At 43.3% G+C, this 23,009-nt stretch carries 19 protein-coding genes, 2 tRNA genes and 2 rRNA genes; all 23 read left to right on the plus strand.

Going from position 1 to position 23,009, the window contains the following annotated elements:
• Positions 1–278: ribosomal RNA gene (locus T355_RS0112340) — 23S ribosomal RNA — on the plus strand; the annotation flags it as partial.
• 66 nt (positions 279–344) lie between these two features.
• A 5S ribosomal RNA gene (gene rrf / locus T355_RS0112345) occupies positions 345–461 on the plus strand.
• A gap of 557 nt (positions 462–1,018) precedes the next feature.
• Positions 1,019–2,995, plus strand: a complete 1,977-nt coding sequence (locus T355_RS0112350; RefSeq protein WP_027398003.1) for a methyl-accepting chemotaxis protein — start codon at positions 1,019–1,021, stop codon at positions 2,993–2,995.
• Positions 2,996–3,071: 76 nt separating this feature from the next.
• Entirely contained in the window at positions 3,072–4,361 is a 1,290-nt protein-coding gene (locus T355_RS0112355; protein WP_027398004.1) for a DUF3298 and DUF4163 domain-containing protein, read from the plus strand.
• 169 nt (positions 4,362–4,530) lie between these two features.
• Positions 4,531–4,743: a hypothetical protein gene (locus T355_RS0112360; protein WP_027398005.1), complete on the plus strand. Its 213-nt coding sequence runs from the start codon at positions 4,531–4,533 to the stop codon at positions 4,741–4,743.
• 105 nt (positions 4,744–4,848) lie between these two features.
• Positions 4,849–5,355 (plus strand): HMA2 domain-containing protein, encoded by a 507-nt coding sequence (locus tag T355_RS15580; RefSeq protein ID WP_331279595.1) that lies wholly within the window; start codon positions 4,849–4,851, stop codon positions 5,353–5,355.
• Positions 5,356–5,359: 4 nt separating this feature from the next.
• Positions 5,360–5,971 (plus strand): HMA2 domain-containing protein, encoded by a 612-nt coding sequence (locus T355_RS0112370; RefSeq protein WP_027398007.1) that lies wholly within the window; start codon positions 5,360–5,362, stop codon positions 5,969–5,971.
• The gene (locus T355_RS0112375) at positions 5,971–8,052 is read left to right on the plus strand and encodes a heavy metal translocating P-type ATPase (protein WP_027398008.1); all 2,082 of its coding nucleotides are present in this window, start codon (positions 5,971–5,973) and stop codon (positions 8,050–8,052) included. Before T355_RS0112370 ends, T355_RS0112375 begins: the two co-directional genes overlap by 1 nt.
• Positions 8,053–8,218: 166 nt before the next feature.
• The gene (locus T355_RS14455; protein WP_051555576.1) at positions 8,219–8,563 is read left to right on the plus strand and encodes an Hpt domain-containing protein; all 345 of its coding nucleotides are present in this window, start codon (positions 8,219–8,221) and stop codon (positions 8,561–8,563) included.
• A 97-nt stretch (positions 8,564–8,660) separates the two neighbouring features.
• Positions 8,661–8,737, plus strand: a tRNA-Pro gene (locus T355_RS0112385).
• Positions 8,738–8,746: 9 nt separating this feature from the next.
• Positions 8,747–8,823: transfer RNA gene (locus T355_RS0112390), tRNA-Arg, on the plus strand.
• A gap of 221 nt (positions 8,824–9,044) precedes the next feature.
• Positions 9,045–9,698 (plus strand): DUF3990 domain-containing protein, encoded by a 654-nt coding sequence (locus T355_RS0112395; RefSeq protein ID WP_027398009.1) that lies wholly within the window; start codon positions 9,045–9,047, stop codon positions 9,696–9,698.
• A 5-nt stretch (positions 9,699–9,703) separates the two neighbouring features.
• The gene (locus tag T355_RS0112400) at positions 9,704–10,114 is read left to right on the plus strand and encodes a hypothetical protein (protein ID WP_027398010.1); all 411 of its coding nucleotides are present in this window, start codon (positions 9,704–9,706) and stop codon (positions 10,112–10,114) included.
• Positions 10,115–10,120: 6 nt separating this feature from the next.
• Positions 10,121–10,372 (plus strand): UPF0175 family protein, encoded by a 252-nt coding sequence (locus T355_RS0112405; protein ID WP_027398011.1) that lies wholly within the window; start codon positions 10,121–10,123, stop codon positions 10,370–10,372.
• A 162-nt stretch (positions 10,373–10,534) separates the two neighbouring features.
• Positions 10,535–11,164, plus strand: coding sequence for a DUF6088 family protein (locus tag T355_RS0112410; protein WP_027398012.1), 630 nt, complete (start codon positions 10,535–10,537; stop codon positions 11,162–11,164).
• Positions 11,157–12,053, plus strand: coding sequence for a nucleotidyl transferase AbiEii/AbiGii toxin family protein (locus T355_RS14460; RefSeq protein WP_197019591.1), 897 nt, complete (start codon positions 11,157–11,159; stop codon positions 12,051–12,053). The genes T355_RS0112410 and T355_RS14460 overlap by 8 nt, the downstream gene beginning before the upstream one ends.
• Positions 12,054–12,374: 321 nt before the next feature.
• Positions 12,375–14,348: a methyl-accepting chemotaxis protein gene (locus T355_RS0112420; protein ID WP_027398013.1), complete on the plus strand. Its 1,974-nt coding sequence runs from the start codon at positions 12,375–12,377 to the stop codon at positions 14,346–14,348.
• A gap of 214 nt (positions 14,349–14,562) precedes the next feature.
• On the plus strand, positions 14,563–16,278 hold the full coding sequence (locus tag T355_RS0112425) for a methyl-accepting chemotaxis protein (protein WP_027398014.1): 1,716 nt from the start codon (positions 14,563–14,565) through the stop codon (positions 16,276–16,278).
• A 150-nt stretch (positions 16,279–16,428) separates the two neighbouring features.
• Entirely contained in the window at positions 16,429–17,658 is a 1,230-nt protein-coding gene (locus T355_RS15515; RefSeq protein ID WP_231483050.1) for a L,D-transpeptidase family protein, read from the plus strand.
• A gap of 30 nt (positions 17,659–17,688) precedes the next feature.
• Positions 17,689–18,207 (plus strand): hypothetical protein, encoded by a 519-nt coding sequence (locus T355_RS0112435; RefSeq protein WP_027398015.1) that lies wholly within the window; start codon positions 17,689–17,691, stop codon positions 18,205–18,207.
• Between the two features lie 95 nt (positions 18,208–18,302).
• Entirely contained in the window at positions 18,303–21,152 is a 2,850-nt protein-coding gene (locus T355_RS0112440) for an AAA family ATPase (protein WP_027398016.1), read from the plus strand.
• A gap of 80 nt (positions 21,153–21,232) precedes the next feature.
• Positions 21,233–21,505 carry a YhdT family protein gene (locus tag T355_RS0112445; RefSeq protein WP_027398017.1) on the plus strand — a complete coding sequence of 91 codons (273 nt, stop codon included), beginning with the start codon at positions 21,233–21,235 and terminating at the stop codon, positions 21,503–21,505.
• Entirely contained in the window at positions 21,502–22,986 is a 1,485-nt protein-coding gene (gene panF / locus T355_RS0112450) for a sodium/pantothenate symporter (protein WP_027398018.1), read from the plus strand. The genes T355_RS0112445 and panF overlap by 4 nt, the downstream gene beginning before the upstream one ends.
• Positions 22,987–23,009 lie beyond the last annotated feature (23 nt).

Here is a 23,009-nt window from a genome sequence, read left to right on the forward strand (position 1 = left end):
CGGGCGTAAGAGATTTGAAGGGAGCTGCTCCTAGTACGAGAGGACCGGAGTGGACGAACCAACGGTGTACCAGTTATGATGCCAGTTGTACAGCTGGGTAGCTGCGTTCGGAAGGGATAAACGCTGAAAGCATCTAAGCGTGAAACCCGCCTTGAGATGAGATCTCTCACAGAGTAATCTGGTAAGACTCCTTATAGACGATGAGGTAGATAGGCTGGAAGTGGAAGCGTGGTGACATGTGAAGCGGACCAGTACTAATAAGTCGAGGGCTTAACTTAAGCGCTAATTACTAAGATGGTTCTTGTTTCTGTATAGTTTTGAAGGTACAGACCTTCAATAGAATATCCGGTGATGATGGCTATGTGGTCCCACCTGTTCCCATTCCGAACACAGTAGTTAAGCACATAAACGCCGAAAGTACTTGGCTGGAGACGGCCTGGGAGGATAGGAAGTTGCCGGTTTGAAAAGAGTTATCTCTAATGAGATAGCTCTTTTTTTATTGCTTCTTCAGGACGTCTCGGCGTTTATGTGCGACTATAGATTTTTAGCCGAAGTACTTGGCTGGGGGTGAACATGCCGGTGGCATGTTCACCGGAAATAGTTCGACTGTATATCGAACTATTTCCGCGGTCGGCCTAGTACGGTTGGAAGTTGCCGGCAAAAAATGCGGGGCCTGCCATGGGATGTTACATTCATACGTTTCGCTAGTGTCACATCAAGTAGTGTACGGTATTTAATGGATATTGACGGGCTTCGCAGCCGTCAGCCACTTCAATTATACTTCAATTATGTTAGTGTAGATGCGACATTTGTAGCTCCACATATTCACGTAATCATCCCATGCCACCCGTCTTCCGCTGCTGGAGATTGCTGGGAGATACATAACAAAATAATCTAATGTTTTTCGAAAAGATAATTAAATTTAGCAGGAAAATTAAACTAAAACATAGAATAATAAATTTCACATGGTGTTTCGGATGTCCATTCTTTTATTTAGGTGATGCAAGGGAGTGGTTATATGAATGTTAAACAAAAGTTTTTTGCATTGGCTGGTATAGCTGGTCTTATTATGGCTATCGTATCCGGAATCGGCTATTTTACAGCTTCCAGTGCTGTTTATGAAACGACTGAGGAAAAGATTGTTTCTATTATCCATGCAGAAAATAACGCTGCGGAGGCCTGGCTGCTACAAAAGGGGCAGTTGGGTGAAGGCGTTGCTTCTATCCTTACCCAATTGTCGGCTGATCAGGAGGATATGGCTAGAAGTCATGAACTTACTCAGGCCGTAACCAACGATAAAGAAGTAACTAACCTTATTAATGCCATGGAAGATGGCTATTGCATGGCCCGTACCGGTGGTAATCAGACTGGCCAGTCCGAATGGACAAAGCGCGCTTGGTATACTAAGGCCAAGGAAGCTGGAAAGATCATTTTTACAGATCCATATAAATCCAAGACTACTGGTGATATCGTATGTGCTGCTGGTATTCCTTATACCAGAAAAGGTGCCCCAAGTGGTGTAGTTAGTGTTACTTTCAAAACTGATACCTTGTCAGAATTGGCAAAGAATATTAAATATGATGGACAGGGCAAGGGCATGATTATCAATCCTGAGTCTGCACTTATTTTGGCATCTGCTGATGAGAGCGAGAATTTGCAGTCTGCCAATGACAGCCCAATCTTAAAGGCACATCTTGGGGATATGGCATCCAACAAGTCCGGTTATTTCATAGATGATATTGACGGTGAGGAAATGGTTATTGCCTATGAGTCTATGCCGGCCACTGGTTGGGTAACAGCCGTAGCAGTACCTGCAGATTTCGTATTTGCTGATATAGCAAGATTAAAGATGATATACGGCCTCCTTACCATTATTGGTATTGTGCTGATTATGGCTTCCCTGCTGTTCTTCTCCAATACTGTAGTTAACAGCATTATGGGATTGGTAGGGCATATGAAGGAAATGTCAGAGGGCAATCTTCACCTTGCACCTCTGGAGATTAAGTCCAGTGACGAATTTGGTCAGATGGCAGGTCAGTTTAACGCAATGCGGGATAATATTCACGGATTGATTACTCAGATGTCCCGTTCCGCAGAACAGGTTGCCTCCAGCTCTGAAGAGCTTACTGCCAGCTCCCAGCAGGCAGCTGAGGCAGCAACCCATGTTGCTCAAACTGTTGTGGGGGTTGCTAATGGCATGGAGAGACAGCTTACAAGTGTTTCCGAAGCCAAGGACAATATAGACAAGGCCTTTGTGGATATTAATGCTATGACGGAAAAAGCCGGTGTAGTTACAGAAAATACCGAGAATATGGCTGCTTCTGCAGAGCATGGTGCCCAGCTTATGCGCAATGCCATGGATAAGATGAGCGGTATAGAGGAAAGCGTTTCCCATTCTGCAGAGGTTGTAAAGAAATTAGGGGAGAATTCCCAGCAGATTGGTGCTATTGTGGAAAGTATTTCCGCCATTGCTGACCAGACTAACCTGTTGGCCCTGAATGCAGCTATTGAGGCTGCCCGTGCTGGTGAAGCCGGCCGGGGATTTGCTGTAGTTGCTGAAGAAGTCAGAAAACTGGCTGAACAATCACGGGAGTCTACTGAGGAAATTAAGAGCCGTATTTCTACTATTCAGTCCGATACTGAAAAGGCTGTAGCCGCCATGGAAACAGGTACCGAAGAGGTTGCTCTGGGTACCCAGGCTATTCGTGAGGTGGGTGAGCAGTTCAAGGATATTACGGATAGAGTAGCTTCCATAAAGAATGAGATGAATGAAATAAACTCTGCAGTTCAGACGGTTTCCAAGGGAATGCAGGAAGTTGTAACGGCAGTGGATGAAATCGACACAATTAGCCGAAATACTTCCAAGGAAACCCAGACTATTTCTGCTGCAGCTGAGGAGCAGTCAGCTTCCAGTGAAGAAATTGCCTCTGCATCCCATTCCTTGTCAAGTCTGGCTGGCAAGCTGCAGGAAGAAACCAGAAGATTCAAATTATAAAAGTAAATGGGCTAATAACGGGCTGTGTCTGCGTGCATGGTCCGTTTTAGCTATCTTTTAGGAAGGGGAGATGACAATGTTCCAATGCAGATGGATAAAGAAAGCGATGGCGGCCGGCGTGGTGCTGGCACTTAGTGCTTCTCTATGCGAGGCTGAAATACCTGTGGATAGGTCTATTCAGCCTGTTCAGCTTTCGGTAAATACCAAATATTACTGGGATGGAGACAAGGATGGGGACTTGCTTTGGTCCTCAAAAACACTTGTTAGTGTGGTAGGCTCTGAAAAGGGAAAGGGAATATCAGGCCTTCAGGATAGCCTTTGGCAATATTGCAAAGATGTAAATAAGAAGCACAAGGATATAAGGGAAGGTATACTTGATGCAGCAAAGCAGGAAAAGGCTTTGCGTAAGGAATATCAGCCTTATGTATTTTATCCCTTTGAGCATTGCACAGATGTATATATTCGCCGGGCTGATACTGTTGCTACTAGTCTATTGGAGTTTTCTCATACCTATGAAGGTGGGGTACATGGTATGTACGGTGTTCGGGGAAGGAATTTTGATTCCAGGTCCGGCAAAGAATTGAGCCTAAAAGATGTATTCACCGATACCAATATGCTTATAGGCGCTATTGAAACTCAGCTTCGTCGGGATTATCCAAACGCTACCTTTATGGAGGAGGGCAGCACTCTGATGGAGGACACGGTTTCCAGAATGGTATTGGATGAAGTTATCTCTTGGAGCCTTGATCCTTGTGGTGCTACATTCTACTTTAACCCTTATGTTATTGGTTGTTATGCTGAAGGTATATTTAATGCCACAATTCTCTATGATGATTATCCAGGGCTGTTTAAAGAAAAATACGCTTCTATGCCAGCCAACTACTGTATGGAGCTGTATCCTTATTTACCGGTACGTACTGGCTTTGCCGATGGTAGCAGCACAGTTGTTGAGGTGGGAGGTACAGACAGTGGCGTTCGTGTAGTGGCCGGGGGACAGACCTTGGTGGATAGTGGTTTCAAGGGAGAAGCCCGCCCGGTGTTGGTAAGTCTGGCAGATGGCAGGCGGTATTTATATGTGGATGCGGTGGAAGAAGGAGAACAGTTCGAGCGTACAAGGGTATATGATATTTCCAGCGGAGCCCCAGTTGCTGTACCTTTTAAGAATTGGCTCAGCCGCCGGGAAAACGTGCCTGCCAACTATAAAAAGGCAAATTTGGATAAAAATAAGAAAATGGAGAAAAACTTTTATATTATGTCAGACCCAGATGATTTCTTTATGACAGCCTTCAATGAAGAAACTGGCGAAACATATAAGGAAGTATTTAAGATTGGAGCCGATGGCATCCCGGAACAATTAATTAGATAAAAATAACTGGACTGGATTTGAATAATGGATTATAATAATGATAACAATTATTATTTCCACAAAGCCACCAGGTAATAAAATATCTTTAACGTTGAATGTACACTAACAAAAGAGTTACAATTGTGATGAAGTTATTCTTCATTGTTATATGTTGAAGGAGGAAAATTTAATGTTTCAGAAGACAGATTTTTGGATTGGTTTAGCAGTTGGTGCAGTTGCAGGCATTTTTGGTTATCGTTTCATGCAGGAGCGTGAGCAGCAGATGGCTGCTATGCAGCAGTCCATGCTTCCAGCAGGTCAGGTTCCTTTGGCAGAGCTTCAGCGTCAGAAGGAAGAGCTTGAGGACATGATTGCAGCTCAGGAAGCAGCTCAGGCTGAGTAATTGCGCGATTTGATTGAGGTTGCTTTGGAATATCTGGAGCAACCTCTTTCTTGTTATTGAAGATATTTTATTAGGAAACTCGTTGTGCTGTAGGAGTGAAGCAGTATGGATAAAAAGAGTTTTAAAAATACAATTAAGGATATGCCGTTGTCTTTGCCAATGGGGGTAGCAGCCCTTGGAACTGCAGCCTCCGCATGGCTTGCCAATAAAAGGGTGCATGCTCTGTGTGGTATGGTATGGCTGGGAGTGTCAGCAGTACATACATGGCAGCATTACAAAAAGGTAAGACAGGATGCGGCAAAGGTGGTAAATAAAATGGGATTAATGGATGTTTTGAATCTTCCAAAGAGTAAATTGGATTTGTTTGTACGCTCCGTGGAAGTGTCTTCGTATATACCGGGACGTGTGCGCTTATACAGCAAGGCCCTTATCGGCAATAAAGAAAAGTGCCAGCAGGTCCTGGAATATCTGCATGGGGTTGGGGAATTGGATGAAGTGAAGGTAAACGAAGTTACCGGTTCTATTTTGATTTTATATACCCCTCAGATATTGCGAGCCAATAAGGAATTAATTAGGGTGGAGGAATATATCAAAACCCATGTGAGGAGGTAACATAATGTCATTTATGTCTGGAATTATGATGGGGGCAGCCATCGGGCGTAATATCCATGAAATAATTGGCGGTAAAAAACGCTGGAGGAGCAAGGCAAATGGCATGGCAATGGGCAAAAAAAGCAAAGGCAGTTGCTGTGGCAAAGGTCATGCTAAAGTAGAGGAGTTTGCCTTAGTAAGTAAATTGCCAGGGCGTCGTCGTTATCGGATCCAGGCCTTGGTGAATAATGCTGCTTTAGGTGCTCTTATTGAAAAGAAGCTTAAAGAGGACAGAAAGGTTTCCAAGGTGGAAATCAATTTTCTCACAGGCAGTCTTTTAATCATCTATAAAAAGGATGACAAGGCAATGGATTCTCTTATGATGCAGATAAAATCCATGATTCCTGTAAAAAAGGGAAAGGCACCTGTTATTTATGCCACTAATTGGTATAACACCACTGATTCCCTTAATAATCGTGTAAGATGCCTGACCAGTGGCTGGTTCGATTTATCAACTCTGTTGTCAGTTATCTTTTTGATTCGTGGTATTCGTAAGATGTTGCTATTAGGTCAGCGACCATCTGGTCCTACCATGGTATGGTGGGCTCTTCACATGATGAAGGGGTGGAAGTTTTAATGGCTTTTAAATGTTACAGTATAAAATTGGGAGCCCGGTTATCCCAGCCTGACAGCAGAATGCTCTGTGTTCGCCTCAGATCTTTTTCGGGAATAGTTTCTGCCGTTGTGTTTGGGACAGAGCTAAAAATATGGTACTACGGCATGTTTCCAGCTTCTAAGGTGAATTTGCTGGTGGCCAGTATTATGAAATCCTACAAAAAGCAGGGGGAAGAGCCGGAAATGGCGGATTATCGCCGTGAAGCACTTTTATCTTTGGGCAGCTTTATTGCCATGCAGCTTCTCAAAAAGGCTTCACCTGGGGCTTTTGCCAGCGTAAAGCTATTGCGAAGTGCCCTGATTTTGTATATTGCCCGTAATTTCATAAAAAATGGTGTTACGGGACTGGTAAGGGATAACAGGCCAAATGCGGATACCTTAACAGCGACAGCAGTGGTGGCCTCAGTATTAGCAGGTAAGCCAGAATCCAGCCTTAGTCTGCTGGCTCTTTCCAATGGTGCGGAAATGCTTACAAGCTATGCGGCTGAAAAGGCCCGTGGTCATATTTCCGGATTGCTGAATTTGAACCAGCCTTATGTATGGCTGGTGGATAATGGTATTGAGCGAAAGGTTCCAGTAAAGGAAATTAAGGCTGGGGATATTATTGCAGCCCATACTGGAGAAAAAATCTGTATCGATGGACAGGTGTTGTCGGGTACAGCGGCTATTAACCAGGCCTCCATTACCGGAGAATCAGCTCCTGCCATGAAGAAAAAGGGATTGCCAGTGTACGCAGGCAGTGTGGTGGAAGCTGGTGAGGTCGTTATCAAGGTAGAAAAGGTGGGGGATGATACTTCCCTTGCTCATGTAGTACACTTGGTGGAGGAAGCCCAGACCAGAAGGGCCCCAGTACAGAATTTCGCTGATACTATGGCAAACCTTTTGGTGCCAATTTCCTTCCTGGGAGCGGCTATTGTTTATGGTGCCACCAGAGATTGGCAAAGGGTGTTGAACCTTCTCTTTATTGATTTCTCCTGTGGTCTGAAGCTGTCTACAGCTACAGCGATTTCTGCGGCTATTGGTGCTGCGGCCAAAAAGGGTATATTAGTAAAGGGCGGCAACTATATTGAGGCTTTGGCAGATACTGATACAGTGGTTCTGGATAAAACAGGTACCATTACCATAGGTGTGCCTCAGGTATCTTCCATTCTTACAGTGGAGAATGTGGATGAAAAGGAGCTGTTGCTTCTGGCGGCATCTGCAGAGCATCATTCAGTGCATCCTTTGGCGGTGGCAATTCAAAAGTATGTCAAGGACAAGGAATGGACTGTTCCGCAGCATAAATCCTCCAAGACTATTGTGGCCAGGGGGATGACTGCGGTTGTACCAGATTTTGAGGAATATAAAGGCGGTGAGGTACTGGTAGGAAGTGCCAAGCTCATGCAGGAGCGGAAGGTTTCCGGTATGGAGCAGATTACCGTGGAAGACATTACCATGGGCTATATTTATGTTTCCAGAGATGGTAAGCTGTTAGGTGCTATTGGCATCAAGGATCCTATTCGCCCGTTAATGAAGAAGACCTTAAATCAGATGCGTCGCCATGGTGTGGATGAGGTAGTAATGCTCACCGGTGATTCTAAAGCCGTTGCCAGCGAAGTGGCAAGGGATATGGATATCGATGCTTATCATGCTGAGGTGCTGCCGGAGGATAAGGCAAACCATGTAATGAAGCTGAAAAAACGTGGAACCGTTATGATGGTAGGAGATGGCATAAACGATGCACCAGCTCTGGCCTTTGCCCATGTGGGGGTAACCCTGGGAGGCAGACAGACGGATTTGGCGGCTGAATCTTCAGCAGTGACTATTCGCTCCGAGGATCCTACACGCCTGATTGAGGCTTTGCAGCTGGGACGTCGTACTATGAACCTTATTCACCAGAATTTTACGGCAACTATTATGGTAAATTCTGCGGCTATGCTTCTTGGGGCCTTGGGGGTTATAAACCCTCTTTGGTCGGCAGTGATTCATAACACAGCAACTTTAGCTGTGGTACTGAACAGTGCCCGTATATTGGCACCAGATAAGAGACGTATTGCCGGATAATTGAATATCAACCCAAAAGGGCTTTTCAACGGTTTATCAGTTGGAGAGCCCTATTAATTTGTTAATTCTTTACTATCCATAAAATATGGTGTATGCTATACTTAACTTGAATTGACGTATATCAATAGTCTATAAATATTATTTTATTATATAAGGAGTGACGATTATGTCAGTTTTAACAGATACCTTAAAATCCATGGGATGCGGAATTGACGAGGCAATGGCCAGATTTTTGAATAATGAGGCTTTTTACGAGAAGTGCTTTAAGAAATTTTTGGATGATACTGTTTTTGAGGGCTTAGGGGCAGCTTTGTCCACAAACAGTGTGGAGGATGGCTTTAGCATGGCCCATAATCTGAAGGGCGTTAGTGCAAATCTTGGTATTACTCCTATGTACGAAATCGTTGCTGCTCTGACTGAGGAGCTGCGTGCCGGTAATATGCCAGCTGATGCCATGGACAGATACAATGAGATTATTAAGATGCGTGATGATTTAAAGCGTCTGGTGTAATTTTATTTTCTTGTTTTAAAATATATATAAATTACTTGACAGTGTCTGTAATTTAGTATATTATGTGTTGTGTTGACGCGTTAAGCGAAGACACGATCGGGGCATGGCTCAGTTTGGTAGAGCACCTGGCTTGGGACCAGGGGGTCGCAGGTTCGAATCCTGCTGCTCCGACCATTTTTATTTGCGACAGTAGCTCAGTTGGATAGAGCAACGGCCTTCTAAGCCGTGGGTCGGGGGTTCGAATCCCTCCTGTCGCACCATTTGAAACTAACCTCAAAGTCTTGTGTATCAAGGCTTTGGGGATTTTTTATTTTCAGGTTAAATCTGAGAATTTGTTCACATTTGCATTTTTTTAGATTGTATTGCTAAGGAAGTGAAACGAATATGCTAAATAGTATGCTATAATAAGGAAAATATAGGATTCGATAATGATATTTGTGAGTTTGGATGTTTGATGTAGGCAATAAAAGGTATACAGAAAATGGGAAAGATTATTTTATATCACGGAACATCGGATAAGGAAACAAAGCCAACTTATGGTTTAGGAAATGATAAGCATGATTACGGGCGTGGTTTTTACTTGACGGAGGACTATGAACTAGCCAAGGAATGGGCGGTATGTCGGCCGAATGAGAAAAATGGCTGGGTTCATAAATATGAACTGGATACTGATGGACTAAATATACTCGATTTTCAGACAAAAGATATTTTGGCCTGGCTGGCAGAGCTGATGAAGCATCGGGACGCTTCTGATACTAAACGTTATCGTATGTTATCAGCCAAGTTCATTGAGAAGTATGGCGTGGACGCATCTGGTTATGATGTTATCAAAGGGTGGCGTGCGAATGCGTCGTACTTCTATATTGCGAAGGAGTTTGTCAGAGATAATGTTGATGTAGATATACTGGAAGAACTCTTATCTTTAGGAGGCTTGGGTATTCAATATTGTATTAAGACCGAGAAGGCTTACTCCAAGTTGCGGGAATTTGATTCAGAAATGAGTGCTGTGGATTATGCTGAGTTTAACAAGAGATACAATTTGAGAGATGCCACTGCCAGAAGAAAAATGCGGGAGCTTGTTGACTCTGACGCCAATACGGTTACAAAGGTTTTCAGTACATTGCTTGAGAGGTGATGGGAATGCACGCATATGCGAAGGATTACTTAAATGACGTTGTAGAAAATCAGGGAAAGCTGTTTGATTTAGTAGCGCAGAATTATCCAGACAAGGATACAAAGGATTTTATAAGAGCCTATATGCTGAGCAAGACTAGAAAAAGTATTGATGAAGCACAGGCTTATGTGAATACCATGAATGCCGAGAGCCTTTGGGAGTATTTTCAGGAAAATGATAAGTATGAGCTTAAAGACGGCAAAGCCATGGAAGGGTTCATGCCCGACTGGCTGGGTGAGTTTTATGCTTATTATCAGTGGTATTACAATATGTCCAGTACCGAGGTGCTGGATAAAGTCCCTATTGAATTCCTGATGAAAGCCTATAGTGGGCTGCATGACTTAGAGCTTGAGCTGGCGGTTCAAAAGGTTGGATGAGCTACTATGTGCCAAATAGTGATAAATATACCAGATGAAGTGTTATATGACACTTGCATGAATCGCAGAGACGCCGAGCAAATGGTAAAACGGGCCACAGCTTTGTATTGCTATGTGAACCATCACGTTTCTATCGGGTATTGTGCTGAAATAGCCGGTATGTCGATAGAGGATTTTATGATTTTTCTGGGGGAACACAAGGTATCTGTATTTAATTATGCTGAAGATGAAATACAAGAAGATTTTGATAATGCTTGAAAAAGGAAAAGTGACAGCCAAATATTGTAATATTGCCTCAAGGACTTGCATACAAGGCTTTGGGGTGTTTTGTTTTCTGAGGGTAGGTATTAATAAATATTATACAAAAATTGACGCATATATGTAAAAAATGTATAATAACCTAAAAGGTGGTGATAAACTATGTTACTGGCGGAGTTACGGGAAAAATATGAAGATAACGAACCTATTTATCTTGAGGATGCGATGAAGGTATTAGGAGTTACGTCTTCTTATTGCAGAATATTGATGTCAAAGTGGGTAAAAAATAACCAGCTCAAACGCTTTGAAAGAGGGGTATATTATTTCCCTAAGGCATCAAAGCTGTTTGGAGAAGCTGCATTTGATACTCAGAAGGTTATAAAGGATAAGTACCTTGGCACTAAGGAAAAGCCTTTGGGTTATTACGCAGATTTCACGTTAGCCAACATGGTTGGGATCACCACACAGGTTCCAGCCAAAACAATAATTGTTACAAATAATGAGAGAGGTGAACGGCGTCGGGAAGTAAAGATAGGAAACCAAAAATTGCTTATCAGCCGTCCCAAAAAGCTTATAAACAAAGATAATGTTATGGCTCTGATGTTGCTGGATTTAGTATCTGTCGCCAATAAATACTCGGAACTTAGCAGAAAAGAAACGATAGAAATAGTTAAGAGATTCGCTGTCAATGCCAAGGTTACATGGCGGCAGATCAAGGACAATATTGATGCCTATCCGACCAGAGTGAGTCAGGAACTGATAAAAATGGAGATTTATGATGTACTTGCATGAAGATAAAGATATATTTATAGATGCTGTTCAAAAGACGCGTGAAGAGACCGGCATAGAGCCGGCTATTATCGAGAAGGATTACTATGTGTCTATGATGTTGAGATTGCTTGCAGCATCCAATATTGGCTTCGTATTTAAGGGCGGAACCTCTTTATCCAAGGCATATAAAGTTATTGAGCGATTCTCAGAAGATATTGACCTAACAGTTACAACGAAGCCAACCCAGGGACAGCGCATAAAGATGGTTGATACTGTACTGGAGTGTGCAAAACAACTTCGCTTGAGGATAGTCAATCCGGCTCAGCTTCGTCACAGGGGTCAGTTTAATAAGTTTATTTTTGAATATGATTCTGTATTTAGAAAATCAGTCATCAGTCCACAGATTATAGTGGAGATATTTGTGACTTTGTTGGCTTTTCCAACGGAAGAGAAGATGATTAGCTCTTTTGTAGGGGAAACTGTAGAGAAATACAATAATGGGGCGGCTTTGGAATATAATCTATTGGCATTTACTATGCCAGTACAGGATATACGAAGGACCTTTATTGATAAAGTTTTTGCATTGTGCGATTACTATCTTGAAGGTAAATCAGAAAGGTATTCCCGCCATATTTATGATATTAATCAGATTCTGACAAAGATACCATTGGCTGATATAAGTCGACAGTTAGTTGATGAAGTTTGTCAGGAACGTCTGAAGGATAGTCGTTGCTTGTCTGTTAAAGAAGGTATGAATCCAAGTGCTTTGCTTACTGAGATTGTCGAAAAGGACTTCTTTAAAGACGATTATAATGATAAGACGGAAAAGCTACTATATAAATTTATACCTTATGACCAAGTCATAGAGTCTATAAAGGAAATTATAAAAAGTGGTGTTTTTACGTCGTAGAGATGTATTCCAATACGAGTAACATATACAGAACCTTCCCATAAATATACATAGCTTTTTTAGAGTGAGCCTCGAAGCTTTGTACCCCAATTTGTCCCCCAACAGCAAAATAAAGAATAGAAATGAAACTAACCTCAAAGTCTTGAATGTCAAGGCTTTGAGGACTTTTTTTATTTCCCGTAGAAAAATAAAGGATATATTTGTTGTACTAATATTTGTGAAGAGACATTAATTATTTGTTAAAAATAATGAATATAAATAAAGGATTTTAGCCATACATGTAGAACTATCCATTATACACATTCTAAAGGAGGTTATTGTATGGGCATTAAAAAGAAGTTTCAAATTTTAGCCATGGGTGTCGGTATCTTGCTTGCCGTAGTATCCATGATTGGTTTTATTATTTCTGATTCCAATCTGCAATCAAGTGTAGAAGCAGAGCTTACTGCAGTGGTAAGCCATGAATCTGCTGAGCTTGATGGCTGGTTTAAGGAAAAGGCAACCTCCGCTACCTATGCGGCAAACCTTATGTCATCATTTAAAGGAGATAAAGCGCGTATCGAGTCGATCGATTCCTTGTCACTTATTTCTTCCGACAAGGATATTCTTGATTTAAATATTGGTACAGAAGATGATTATTTTGCATCTTTTTATGGCGGCAATATGACTGGCAAATTAATACCAAAGCAGCGTCCTTGGTATAATGATGCCAAGAATGCCGGCAAGACGGTATTTACCGAGCCTTATGTGGACAAAAATACTGGCAAGCTGGTAGTTTCCGTTGTTTCTCCATTTAATGGTACCAGTGGCTTCTATGGCGCTCTCTGTACTGATATTGCACTGGATATTGTTAGTGAACGCGCCAAGGCAGCAAAGTATCGTGGTGAGACAGGACAGGGTATCGTTATCGATACTGCTGGCAATATTCTTGGTACTGCCGGCAACGAAGAGATTATGTCTGATATCCGCAAGGTAAAGGGCATAGGAGAGCATTTTGATGAAATGCTGAAGAATGATACTGGCTTCTTCCTCTACGAAAATGATGAAGGAAAGCAGGTATTTGGTTACAAGAAAATGCCATGCAATGGCTGGGTATTTGGCTTGTCCGTTCCTTATGATTATGTCTATGCACCAATTACTAACTTGAAGATTGCCTTTGGTATTCTTACTGTTGTTGGCTTCTTGATCGTTGTTGCAATGTGCCTGAAGTTTGCTGATACTATCACAACTCCAATCGTTGCATTGAAGGATCATGCTGATCAGTTGGCCCATGGTAACCTTAGACTTAAAGATATTGTGAAAACTTCCAACGATGAAATTGGATCCTTGGTAACGGCCTTTAACACTATGAGGGCGCATCTTGCCAAGCTCATCAGTTCAATGGCTACTACCGCTGAGCAGGTTGCAGCATCTTCTGAGGAGCTTACCGCCAACGCCCAGCAGAGTGCAGAGTCCTCTGTACACACTGCTGAAACCGTTTCTCAGGTAAGTGTTAATATGGATCAGCAGATTTCTGATGTTAATACGGCTAAGGTCAGCGTAGACAGCGTATATGACGATATTAAGCTCATGACAAACAAGACCAACGAAGCATCAGATGCCTCCAGGGATGCAGCTCAGGCTGCTGAAGAGGGCGCAGCACTTATGAGAGCAGCTATGGAGAAGATTGGCTCCTTGGAGGGCAGTGTTCTTCAGTCTGCTGAGGTTGTAAAGGAACTGGGTGAGAACTCCAAGCAAATTGGCCAGATTGTAGAAGCTATTTCTTCCATTGCAGAACAGACCAATCTGTTGTCTCTCAATGCAGCTATCGAGGCAGCCCGTGCCGGTGAACAGGGCCGTGGCTTTGCAGTAGTAGCTGAAGAGGTTAGAAAGCTGGCTACCGAATCCAAGGAATCTGCTGAACAGATTAAGGCCAGGATTGCTTCAATTCAGGAAAATACCGATAGAGCAGTGGCTTCGATGGAACAGGGTACCAGAGAGGTTGAACAGGGCACTAAGGCCATCCGTGAGGTTGGTACCCAGTTCACTGAAATCATGAACAAGGTTAATGGCATTGGTGATTCCATGAAGGAAATCAACAATTCCGTACAGACAGTTTCTACTGGTGCTACTCAGATCGTTCAGGCCGTAGATGCTATTGATTCTGTCAGCAAGCAGACTGCTGAGCACATGAACATGATTGCTGGAACTACCGAGCAACAATCTGCGTCCAATGAAGAAATTGCCGCAGCATCTCATGCTCTTGCCAAGATGGCAACAGATATGAGCTCTATGGTTGGCGAATTCCAGGTGTAAATACCTTTGTAAAGCAAATTTAAGATAAAAGCCTAAACTTAAAATCCCCTTGATCACAACGGTCAGGGGGATTTGATTTTAGAAGTTTGAAAAATTTTTAGTATTTGGAATACGAGTTTATAATTTTTAGATAAAAATAAATAAATATAAAGGACTTTAGTTATAAATATAGAATTACTCAGTAGGTGAATGTGGAAAGAAAGAGGGGATGTATATGAACTTTTTTTACAATTTAAAGATGGTGTACAAAATATTGACCCTTGTGGTTATTGCCGCCATTGGTATGGCTCTTATCGGCTATCGTGGCTATTCCACCATATCTGAATCCCGTGATTCCCTGGAGATTATTTATCAGAAAAATATGCAGCAGCTTTACTGTATAGGCGAGATAAAGTATATGCTCCGTGATATGCAATCCAGAGGTGCACTTTCCTTGTCTGCCAAGGATCAGAAACGTATTGATGATCTGAAGAATGACCAAAAGGAAATTCGTGCAAGTTTTGAGGAAAACTGGAAACTGTATCAGCAGGCTACAGCGGGAACTGAGGCTGAAAAAGGCAATGCGGCTATTCAAGATAAGTGGAATGTTTTTTGTGGCACAATTGATCAGGTAGTAGCTCTGGCCCAGGATAACAAGAAGGACGAAGGTGCTACTTATCTTAGCAAGAATGCCGGCGATGCAACCAAGCAGCTGCGTTTATTGTTGGAGGCTCAGCAAAAGCAGGCCCAGGAAAATTCCCAGGCCCTTTTTGAGAAGATGGAAAGTGATGCGACTTCAGCCAGCAGGATGATGGTGTTATTCAGTGTTGCTGCTTTGATTGCCCTGTTTGCTTTCTCAATGCTGATCATTAAAGCAATTACTGGCCCGTTGAACAGAATGGTGGAAACCTGCCGTCGTATGGGTGATGGCGATTTCCGCATTACTCCTCGTACCATAACCACTACTGATGAAATCGGTGAGTTGGCAGATACCGTATGTATTATGCGTGAAAACCTTAATAAGCTTATGCGTCAGGCAAGCTCCAGTGCTGAACAGATTGCCGCTGCTGGTGAAGAATTAACCGCCAGTGCCCAGCAGTCAGCCCAGGCCTCTACTCAGGTGGCTCAGTCCGTTACTGATGCTGCCGGTGCAGTGCAGATACAGCAGGGAGCTATTGAGTCCAGTACACGGGCAGTTAGCAACATTAATGATTCCGTGTCTGCCATTGATAATCAGTCAAATAATGTGGCCTCCAGAGCAGATTCTGCAGCAAAGTCTGCGGCTCAGGGCTTAAAATCCATTGAAGAGACCATTCAGCAGATTCATAATGGCGCTGTTGGTGTCCAGGATTCTTCAGAAATCGTGGATAGGCTGGGAGAAAGCTCTCAGGAGATTGGTACTATCGTAGAAACTATTTCCGGCATAGCTGAGCAGACCAATTTGCTGGCTCTTAATGCGGCTATTGAGGCTGCTCGTGCTGGGGAACATGGTCGTGGCTTTGCGGTAGTAGCTGAGGAGGTCCGCAAGCTGGCCGAGCAGTCCGGCGAAGCAGCTCAGAAGATTACCCAGCTCATTACGGGGATTCAGCAGGAAACCCAGCAGGCGGTTACTTCTATGCAGAAGGGCAGAGCTACAGTGGATGCCGGTGCTGAGTCTGTGGCTAATCTGCGACAGAATTTTATAGAAATAGAGTCACTGGTAAATGAAGTTACCCAGGAAGTTAAGCAAATGAGTCAGGCTGTTCATTCAGCTACTTCCGATACAGAGAATATCACTACGCAGGTGGACAATATCGATAAGCAGGGACGTGCGGTTTCCGACGAAATGCAGACTGTTTCGGCTGCTACAGAGGAGCAGTCAGCATCTGCCAGCGAAATTGCCACTGCCAGTGAATCCTTGTCAAGATTGGCTGAAGACCTGCAGCATTCGTTGCACCAGTTTAAATTTTAATTGAGTGCAGCATGGAGCATGACTTAAATAAATAAACTATCATAACCCCAGAGTCAAATCATATTGGCTTTGGGGTTATTATTTTGCTAAAAAGGTATTTGAAGATGAAGGTCGAATATATCAAAGTGATAAGATTATTATGGAGGTGCTATGATGTTTACAATTTTAAGACATATTATAAGGACGACAGTGACTGCAATGATGTTGGCAGTTGTGCTGGTGGCATTGTCATCAGGAGAAGCATTGGCAAAGGACAGTACCTTCTATACCAGTAATGGGTATCGGCTTGAGGTTCCCAACAAGTATAAGGATGATTTATTGACGACTACAATTTTTGATAAGTACGAGGGGACGCTGTTCTCTGTATCAGAAAAGAAATCTGTGGAGGAGAGCAGGGCAGCTGGTATGCGCTATGATGGTATGGGCTGGCTGTTCAGTATCGGCAAGATTAATGAAAAACAATTAAATGAAATGCTTTGTTATGATATGTCCGGCGTGGAAATTTTTGCCAAGGATATATCTGGTATGTACTATGTATTCAGACACCCAACGGATGTGCGTTATCATAGGTCTACTATAGAGGAAATGAAAGAGGACCAGGCTAAGTGGACTGAATTGGTACAGTGGGGCTATAAATATGTAAGGGATGAATTCGTTAAGAATAATCCTGGGTTAGTGTCAGTAGCTTTTAATAATGATGAGGTTATGGATAGTTGGCGCAATGCCATGGCAAATTATAAGGGATACACTGAAGGTATTTACGAGCCATCTCCAGCTTGGGTACAGCAGCTTACTGAGGCACAAAAGGCAAAGCAGCTTTTTGTGGTGGCTGGCATAGGGGATACCACTGCCTGGGTTTCTATGCACGAAAGGGATTGGGATGGTAACTGGAAAGAGATAATGACAACTCCTGGCATTATTGGGAAAAATGGTTTGGGTAAAAATAAGGAAGGGGATGGCAGGACTCCTGTAGGAACCTTCCGCTTCAATGCTGCCTTTGGCATTGCACCTGATCCTGGTTGCGCTATCCCTTATCGTCAAGTGGATGAAAATATATATTGGTCCGGAGATGTTCGTCCGGGCATGAAATATAATGAAATGGTGGATATCCGAAGCCTGCCAGACTTGGATAAGGAGAGCAGTGAACGTATAGTGGATTATAATCCTCAATATCTTTACTGTATGAATATCAGCTATAATGCTGAGGGCCTTCCGGGGGCAGGGTCGGCTATATTCCTCCATTCCTTTGGACCACAAAAGCCATATACTGGTGGGTGTGTAGCTATTCCATTGGACAAAATGGAATTTGTAATGAAGCATGTTCAGCCAGATTGTGTGGTAGTAATTAATTCCTTGGAAAAGCTGGGTGGTAGCCTTTAAGGCTCATGTTGTGTGTAAGTAGGAGTGAGTATGGTGTTTTTGCAGCCTAATATAAAAAGGCGGGACATGATAAATTGTGCCTTGTGTGATAATGCACCCTGCGATGAGGCGTGTCCGTCCGGTATTAACCCAGGTGAAAAGCTGAGAGAAATATGGTTGGGAGGCGAGCATCATGCGGTGTCCTTTTTGCCGGAAACGGATGCTTGTGCAGCTTGTGATGCTCCATGTGAAAAGGCCTGTGTTCGCCCGGGTCTGGTGCCTATAAAAGGGCTGATTACCCGTCTCAGAAATGAAGTAAAGCCAGTGATAACAAAGGAGCAGCTGGCTGATGAAAGCATTTTGCAGACGGATATTTGTGGTATACCTTTGGAAAATCCATTTTTGCTATCTTCCTCCGTTGTGGGCAGCAATTATGATATGTGTGCCAGAGCTTTTGAGGCAGGATGGGCTGGGGTTTCCTTTAAAACGATATGCAATTCACTTGTGCTTGCTGGTATGCCCAGCCGGAGCAATAGAATCCTCCGGGAAAAGGGTAAAGAAATGAAATAATTTAGATTAGCCATCCCTCTTGGAGTTATCATGGGCCAAGGAGGATGGCTTATCAGTTGAATAAAGGACAATATTGTACCCAAGGGGGGATTATTATGAAGCGAAACAAGAAAAAAGAGCTGGTGGAGCTATCCAAGAATACCAAGACCCTTTACCAGACGTTATGTGCCAATATTAAGGGGCAGGATGCAGCCATACATTATTTCGTTCAGGGAATTTTTAAGGGCCAGTTTATTCCTGAATCATCGGGGCAGACACTTCATAATATTTTCCTGCTATCGGGGCCTCCTGGCATTGGCAAGTCCCGTTTGGCCCATATTACGGCAGATGTACTGAAGCGCAGTATTTTGGAAATTAATCTGGATATGAACGCGGCGGAAACCTTTGCCAAGGATTTGGTTAATACCGTAAGCGGTAGCAAAAAGGCTGGCAGGATTACAAAATTCGTGGAGGAAAATCCCAGCGGCATTTTGCTGCTGAAAAATATAGAAAAGGCCAGTCCAAAGGTGGTTTCTGCTATAAGCCAGATCATTGAAACGGGCCGTGTGGTGGATGCCTCTACGGGAAAGTCGATATCCTTTGGGGAGAGTATTATTATTTTTACTACCCATGTAGGGGCGGAGCTGTATCTAAATGACAATCTTGGCTCCATGCTGCCTAAATCCGTGATTTTGGGCTCCTTTGCCAAGGAGCTGGAAGAATCTGATTTTCCGATTATTTTCTTCTACGAATATTTTAATAATGAAAATATTATTTTCTTCAAGGACATGGCGGTTAACCATTTGCTTGAGCTCATGGAGCAGAGCTTTTTTGACTTTGCCAATGAAATTAAAAATGAGTATGGCTATGATATGGATTTGGACCCGGATATGCTGAATCTGTGCCTGTTTAATCAGTGTGATATGATTGATGCCAATTCTGTATTGCCTCTAAGCAGGGCATTTCTTAAAAATGAATTTTATGAATTAAGCCGTCATCTGGCACCAGATGCTCTTACAAAAATCCAGAAAATTATTTTCACGGTGGAGTGTCCTGAGGTGGAGAGCCCTATGGCCACTTTGTTTAATTATAAGGAAAAGCCTCAGGTGATGCTGGTGGCAGACAGGGAAAAATATAAATGTCTGCTGGAAAATGAATTTATAGATTACATTTTTGTCACCAGTATCGATGAAGCGGTGAAAACCCTTTCTAATACTATTCTTTCCTTTGTGGTGGTGGACCTTATGGAAGGAGTGGAGGACAGGGGATTTAATGTGCTGAGCCTGGATGATGAGGTATCGGTAGGTCTTGGCGTTTTTGAAATTGTTCGTGAGAATCTTCCCACCCTGCCAGTTTATCTCATTAAGCACGACAACATTACTTTGGCGGATTACTTTACTTTTATGCAGAAGGGGGCCAGAGGGACGGTGGATCTTTCCGTGGACCGTGAACACGCCCAGGCTGAGATGCTGCTGGTTGCACGGGATACCCTTATTCAGAAGAACTATGATGCCCTTCAACGGGAGGATTTAATAGTAAAATATAACACGGCTCAGCAGCTTTCTGATGATGGTAAGACAGCTGAAGTAATTTTCTATGATTTTGATTTTGAAACCCTGAAGGGACCAGATCCAGTGGATGAGTATCTTGAGGAAGAGAAGGAGCCACGGTATTTTGATGATATAGTGGGAGGTACCAGTGCTAAAGAGGATTTAAAATATCTGAAGGAGTATTTGGTTAATCCTGAGGCCTTTGTGATGAAATATCACAGTGTGCCAGGGGGAGTTCTGCTCTTTGGTTCCGCTGATGCAGGGAAGGTTTCTCTGGCCAGGGCGTTGGCTACTGAGGCGGAAGCAAGTCTGTTGATGATAACCCCATCAAGATTGGCTGACCTTACCCCTGAGGGGGCCTGCCAGTTATTAAAGGACCTTTTTGAAAAGGCCATTCGTGAGGCACCAGCGGTTATTCTGATAGAGAAGTTTGACCTGTTGATAAAGGCCTGCGGACTGGGGGCTGTAAGAACATTTATCAATGGTATCAAGGACATAAAAAATTGTGGTTCGCCAGTGCTGTTTGTGGGAACGATGAACTGGTCCCATTCAACTGTTTCTGATGAAAATTCTGAGTTGGATCCGGAGCTGCTGCACCTTTTGGAGCACAAGATATATGTTCGTTTGCCTGACCGTGATGAACGTATTGCTGGTATCAAGAAAGCCCTAAACAATAAAGGAATAACAACAATTCCTGATACCATTATCAATAATATTGCAGATCGTGTTTTTGGACATAGTATAGCGGATATTAATGATTTTATTTCCTTGGCTACCCGTATGGCCTTAAAGCAGCAAAAAGAGGTGGACAGTGATATTCTTTCAGACGCCCTTGACGAGCTGACATTTGGTCAAAAGCATGATTGGGAGGAGATTAACTATTTTGCCACTGCAGTGCACGAGGCGGGACATGCTTATCTCCTGTGGCTTACCGGTGAACAGTCATCCTTTGTAACTATTGTGGGCCGGGAGGAATACGGTGGCTACACCAAGCCAAAGGTAAATGAAAAAATCTCCAAGAACTACAATCGTCAGTGGTATGTTGACAAGATACGTGTTAGCTTGGCGGGACGTGCAGCTGAGGTGGTTTTCTTCGGGGAAAAGGAAGGGGTCAATGCCGGTATCAGCGGCGATTTGGAAAATGCTACTGTTCATGCTGTTCTGATGGTTAATAATCTAGGTATGGGTAAACAGCTTCGGGCCTATATACCATTGGAAACCCTTTCTGTAAGTCCAGCGGCGGTGAAGGTTTATGAAGAAGCAAATGAAATAATACAGCAGGAATACGAAAACACCTTGAAAATTGTAAAAAAAGGCAAGAAAGCTATTAAGGCACTGGCAGACAAGCTGGTGGAGAAATATCAGCTTACAGGTCCTGAAATAGACGAAATTTTTGCCAAGTTTAAGAAGGCATAGTATAATTACAGGTGTTGAGGACACTGGTTGGACAAGCTTTGTTTAATTTTATGGCCAGGTTCTACAGAAAGGTGCTTTGTATGTCAGAAAAAGAAAAATACCTTCAGATTCGCAGGGAAGCCATGTGGACCGGCATAACCCTATTGATTTTGATTGTCTTTTGGGTGTTGGCCGGATTCGGTCTGGCTGGTGTGGATATTAAGGTTTTTGGACTGCCGCTTTGGGCTGTTGCCGGAACCTTCGGCGTGTGGATTTTTGCCATGGTTTTGGTAAAGCTGCTTACTACCTTTGTTTTCAAGGACATTGATTTGGAAACAGATGGTAATCCTTCCCGAAAGGGGGGACAGCCATGAATGGCGATATAAGTCAGCTTTTACCTCTTTTAGGTTATATGGCCTTTATGATTGGTATCAGCTTCTATGTACGTCATCAGCAGCAGTCAGGGTTGATGAATAATTTTGTCAAGACCTACTTCATTGGCAATCGGGACTTGGGTGGATTTGTTCTTGCCATGACTACTGTTGCCACCTATAGCTCCGTAAGCTCCTTTGTCGGCGGGCCTGGCGTGGCTTGGAATGTGGGCTTTGGCTGGGTTTATATGGCTGTGGTTCAGGTAACTGCGGTATTTTTGGTGCTGGGCATATTCGGCAAGCGGGTGGCATTGCTGGCCAGCAAGTTTAATGCAGTAACGGTGGTTGATATTATTCGCCATCGGTATAAGTCGGATTTATTGGCAGAGATTTCTGCATTTATTATAGTTTTGTTCTTTTGTGCTACTATGGTTGCCCAGTTTGTGGGTGGTGCCAAGCTATTTGAAGCGGTGACCGGGTATAGCTATGTGACGGGATTGATTCTTTTTGGTGCCATGGTAGTGGTATATACCACCATTGGTGGCTTTAGGGCAGTGGCCATTACGGATACCTGCTGTGCTGTAATGATGATGATTGGCATTATGATGCTGGTATATTTTGTCCTTCAGGCCGGTGGCGGCTATGACAGTATTGTGGCCCATTTGGAAACAAATCGTCCCGATATGTTGGAGCCTCTTTCCGGAGGCAAGATGCCTTATGGCTTGTATCTTACCCAGTGGATTTTGGTGGGTATCTGTACTATTGCACTGCCACAGTCTGTGGTAAGGGGATTGGCTTTCAAGAACAATAAAAGTCTGGTTAGAGCCATGCTTATTGGCACTTTCGTGGTAGGCTTTATGAATATTGGTGTAAATCTCACTGGTATTCTGGGACAGGGAGTGATGACGGGGGCTCCTGCTGATTATGGCGGAACTGACAGCATTATTCCGCGCATCGTGGTAACGGCAATGCCAGCCACTTTGGCAAGTATTGCGATAATTGGTCCCCTTTCTGCCAGCATTTCCACCATCAGCAGTTTGCTGTTGGTAGGCTCGTCAGCAATTATTAAGGATATTTATCTCCATCGTCAGGAGCGAAAGGGCAATAAGCCCGGCGATGGCAAGCTGCGTATCTTGTCCATGTTGGCAACGGCAGTCATTGGCGCTATAGTATTTTTTATTGCTATGACACCGCCAAGCCTTATTTGGCTTATTAATATGTTTGCTTTTGGAGGTCTGGAAACTGCTTTCTTCTGGACACTTTTGCTGGGGCTTTATTGGCCAAGGGCAAATAAGACCGGAGCCATGCTTTCTATGGTTGGCGGTACGGTGCTTTATTGTCTCGCCCAGGGCATGGGCTTTAAGATTATGGGGCTTCACCAGATTACCATCGGTATTACCGTTTCATTGATTTTGTTCTTGATAGGTTCTTACGTGGGTAAGCCTGAGGATAAAGAAACTTTAGGGGATTTTTTCCCTGAATAGGGGAATTTAAATTTATTTTTAAA

The sequence above is a fragment of the Anaerovibrio lipolyticus LB2005 genome (genome assembly GCF_000621545.1).
Taxonomy (GTDB): Bacteria; Bacillota; Negativicutes; order Selenomonadales; family Selenomonadaceae; genus Anaerovibrio; species Anaerovibrio lipolyticus_A.

Coding starts and splice junctions, on each gene's coding strand:
- T355_RS0112440 (WP_027398016.1), top strand. CDS start 18,303: ATGAAGCGAAACAAGAAAAAAGAGCTGGTGGAGCTATCCAAGAATACC.
- T355_RS0112355 (WP_027398004.1), top strand. CDS start 3,072: ATGTTCCAATGCAGATGGATAAAGAAAGCGATGGCGGCCGGCGTGGTG.
- T355_RS0112360 (WP_027398005.1), top strand. CDS start 4,531: ATGTTTCAGAAGACAGATTTTTGGATTGGTTTAGCAGTTGGTGCAGTT.
- panF (WP_027398018.1), top strand. CDS start 21,502: ATGAATGGCGATATAAGTCAGCTTTTACCTCTTTTAGGTTATATGGCC.
- T355_RS0112435 (WP_027398015.1), top strand. CDS start 17,689: ATGGTGTTTTTGCAGCCTAATATAAAAAGGCGGGACATGATAAATTGT.
- T355_RS0112420 (WP_027398013.1), top strand. CDS start 12,375: ATGGGCATTAAAAAGAAGTTTCAAATTTTAGCCATGGGTGTCGGTATC.
- T355_RS0112410 (WP_027398012.1), top strand. CDS start 10,535: ATGTTACTGGCGGAGTTACGGGAAAAATATGAAGATAACGAACCTATT.
- T355_RS15580 (WP_331279595.1), top strand. CDS start 4,849: ATGGATAAAAAGAGTTTTAAAAATACAATTAAGGATATGCCGTTGTCT.
- T355_RS0112425 (WP_027398014.1), top strand. CDS start 14,563: ATGAACTTTTTTTACAATTTAAAGATGGTGTACAAAATATTGACCCTT.
- T355_RS0112445 (WP_027398017.1), top strand. CDS start 21,233: ATGTCAGAAAAAGAAAAATACCTTCAGATTCGCAGGGAAGCCATGTGG.
- T355_RS15515 (WP_231483050.1), top strand. CDS start 16,429: ATGATGTTTACAATTTTAAGACATATTATAAGGACGACAGTGACTGCA.
- T355_RS0112400 (WP_027398010.1), top strand. CDS start 9,704: ATGCACGCATATGCGAAGGATTACTTAAATGACGTTGTAGAAAATCAG.
- T355_RS0112375 (WP_027398008.1), top strand. CDS start 5,971: ATGGCTTTTAAATGTTACAGTATAAAATTGGGAGCCCGGTTATCCCAG.
- T355_RS0112350 (WP_027398003.1), top strand. CDS start 1,019: ATGAATGTTAAACAAAAGTTTTTTGCATTGGCTGGTATAGCTGGTCTT.
- T355_RS14455 (WP_051555576.1), top strand. CDS start 8,219: ATGTCAGTTTTAACAGATACCTTAAAATCCATGGGATGCGGAATTGAC.
- T355_RS0112370 (WP_027398007.1), top strand. CDS start 5,360: ATGTCATTTATGTCTGGAATTATGATGGGGGCAGCCATCGGGCGTAAT.
- T355_RS0112395 (WP_027398009.1), top strand. CDS start 9,045: ATGGGAAAGATTATTTTATATCACGGAACATCGGATAAGGAAACAAAG.
- T355_RS0112405 (WP_027398011.1), top strand. CDS start 10,121: ATGTGCCAAATAGTGATAAATATACCAGATGAAGTGTTATATGACACT.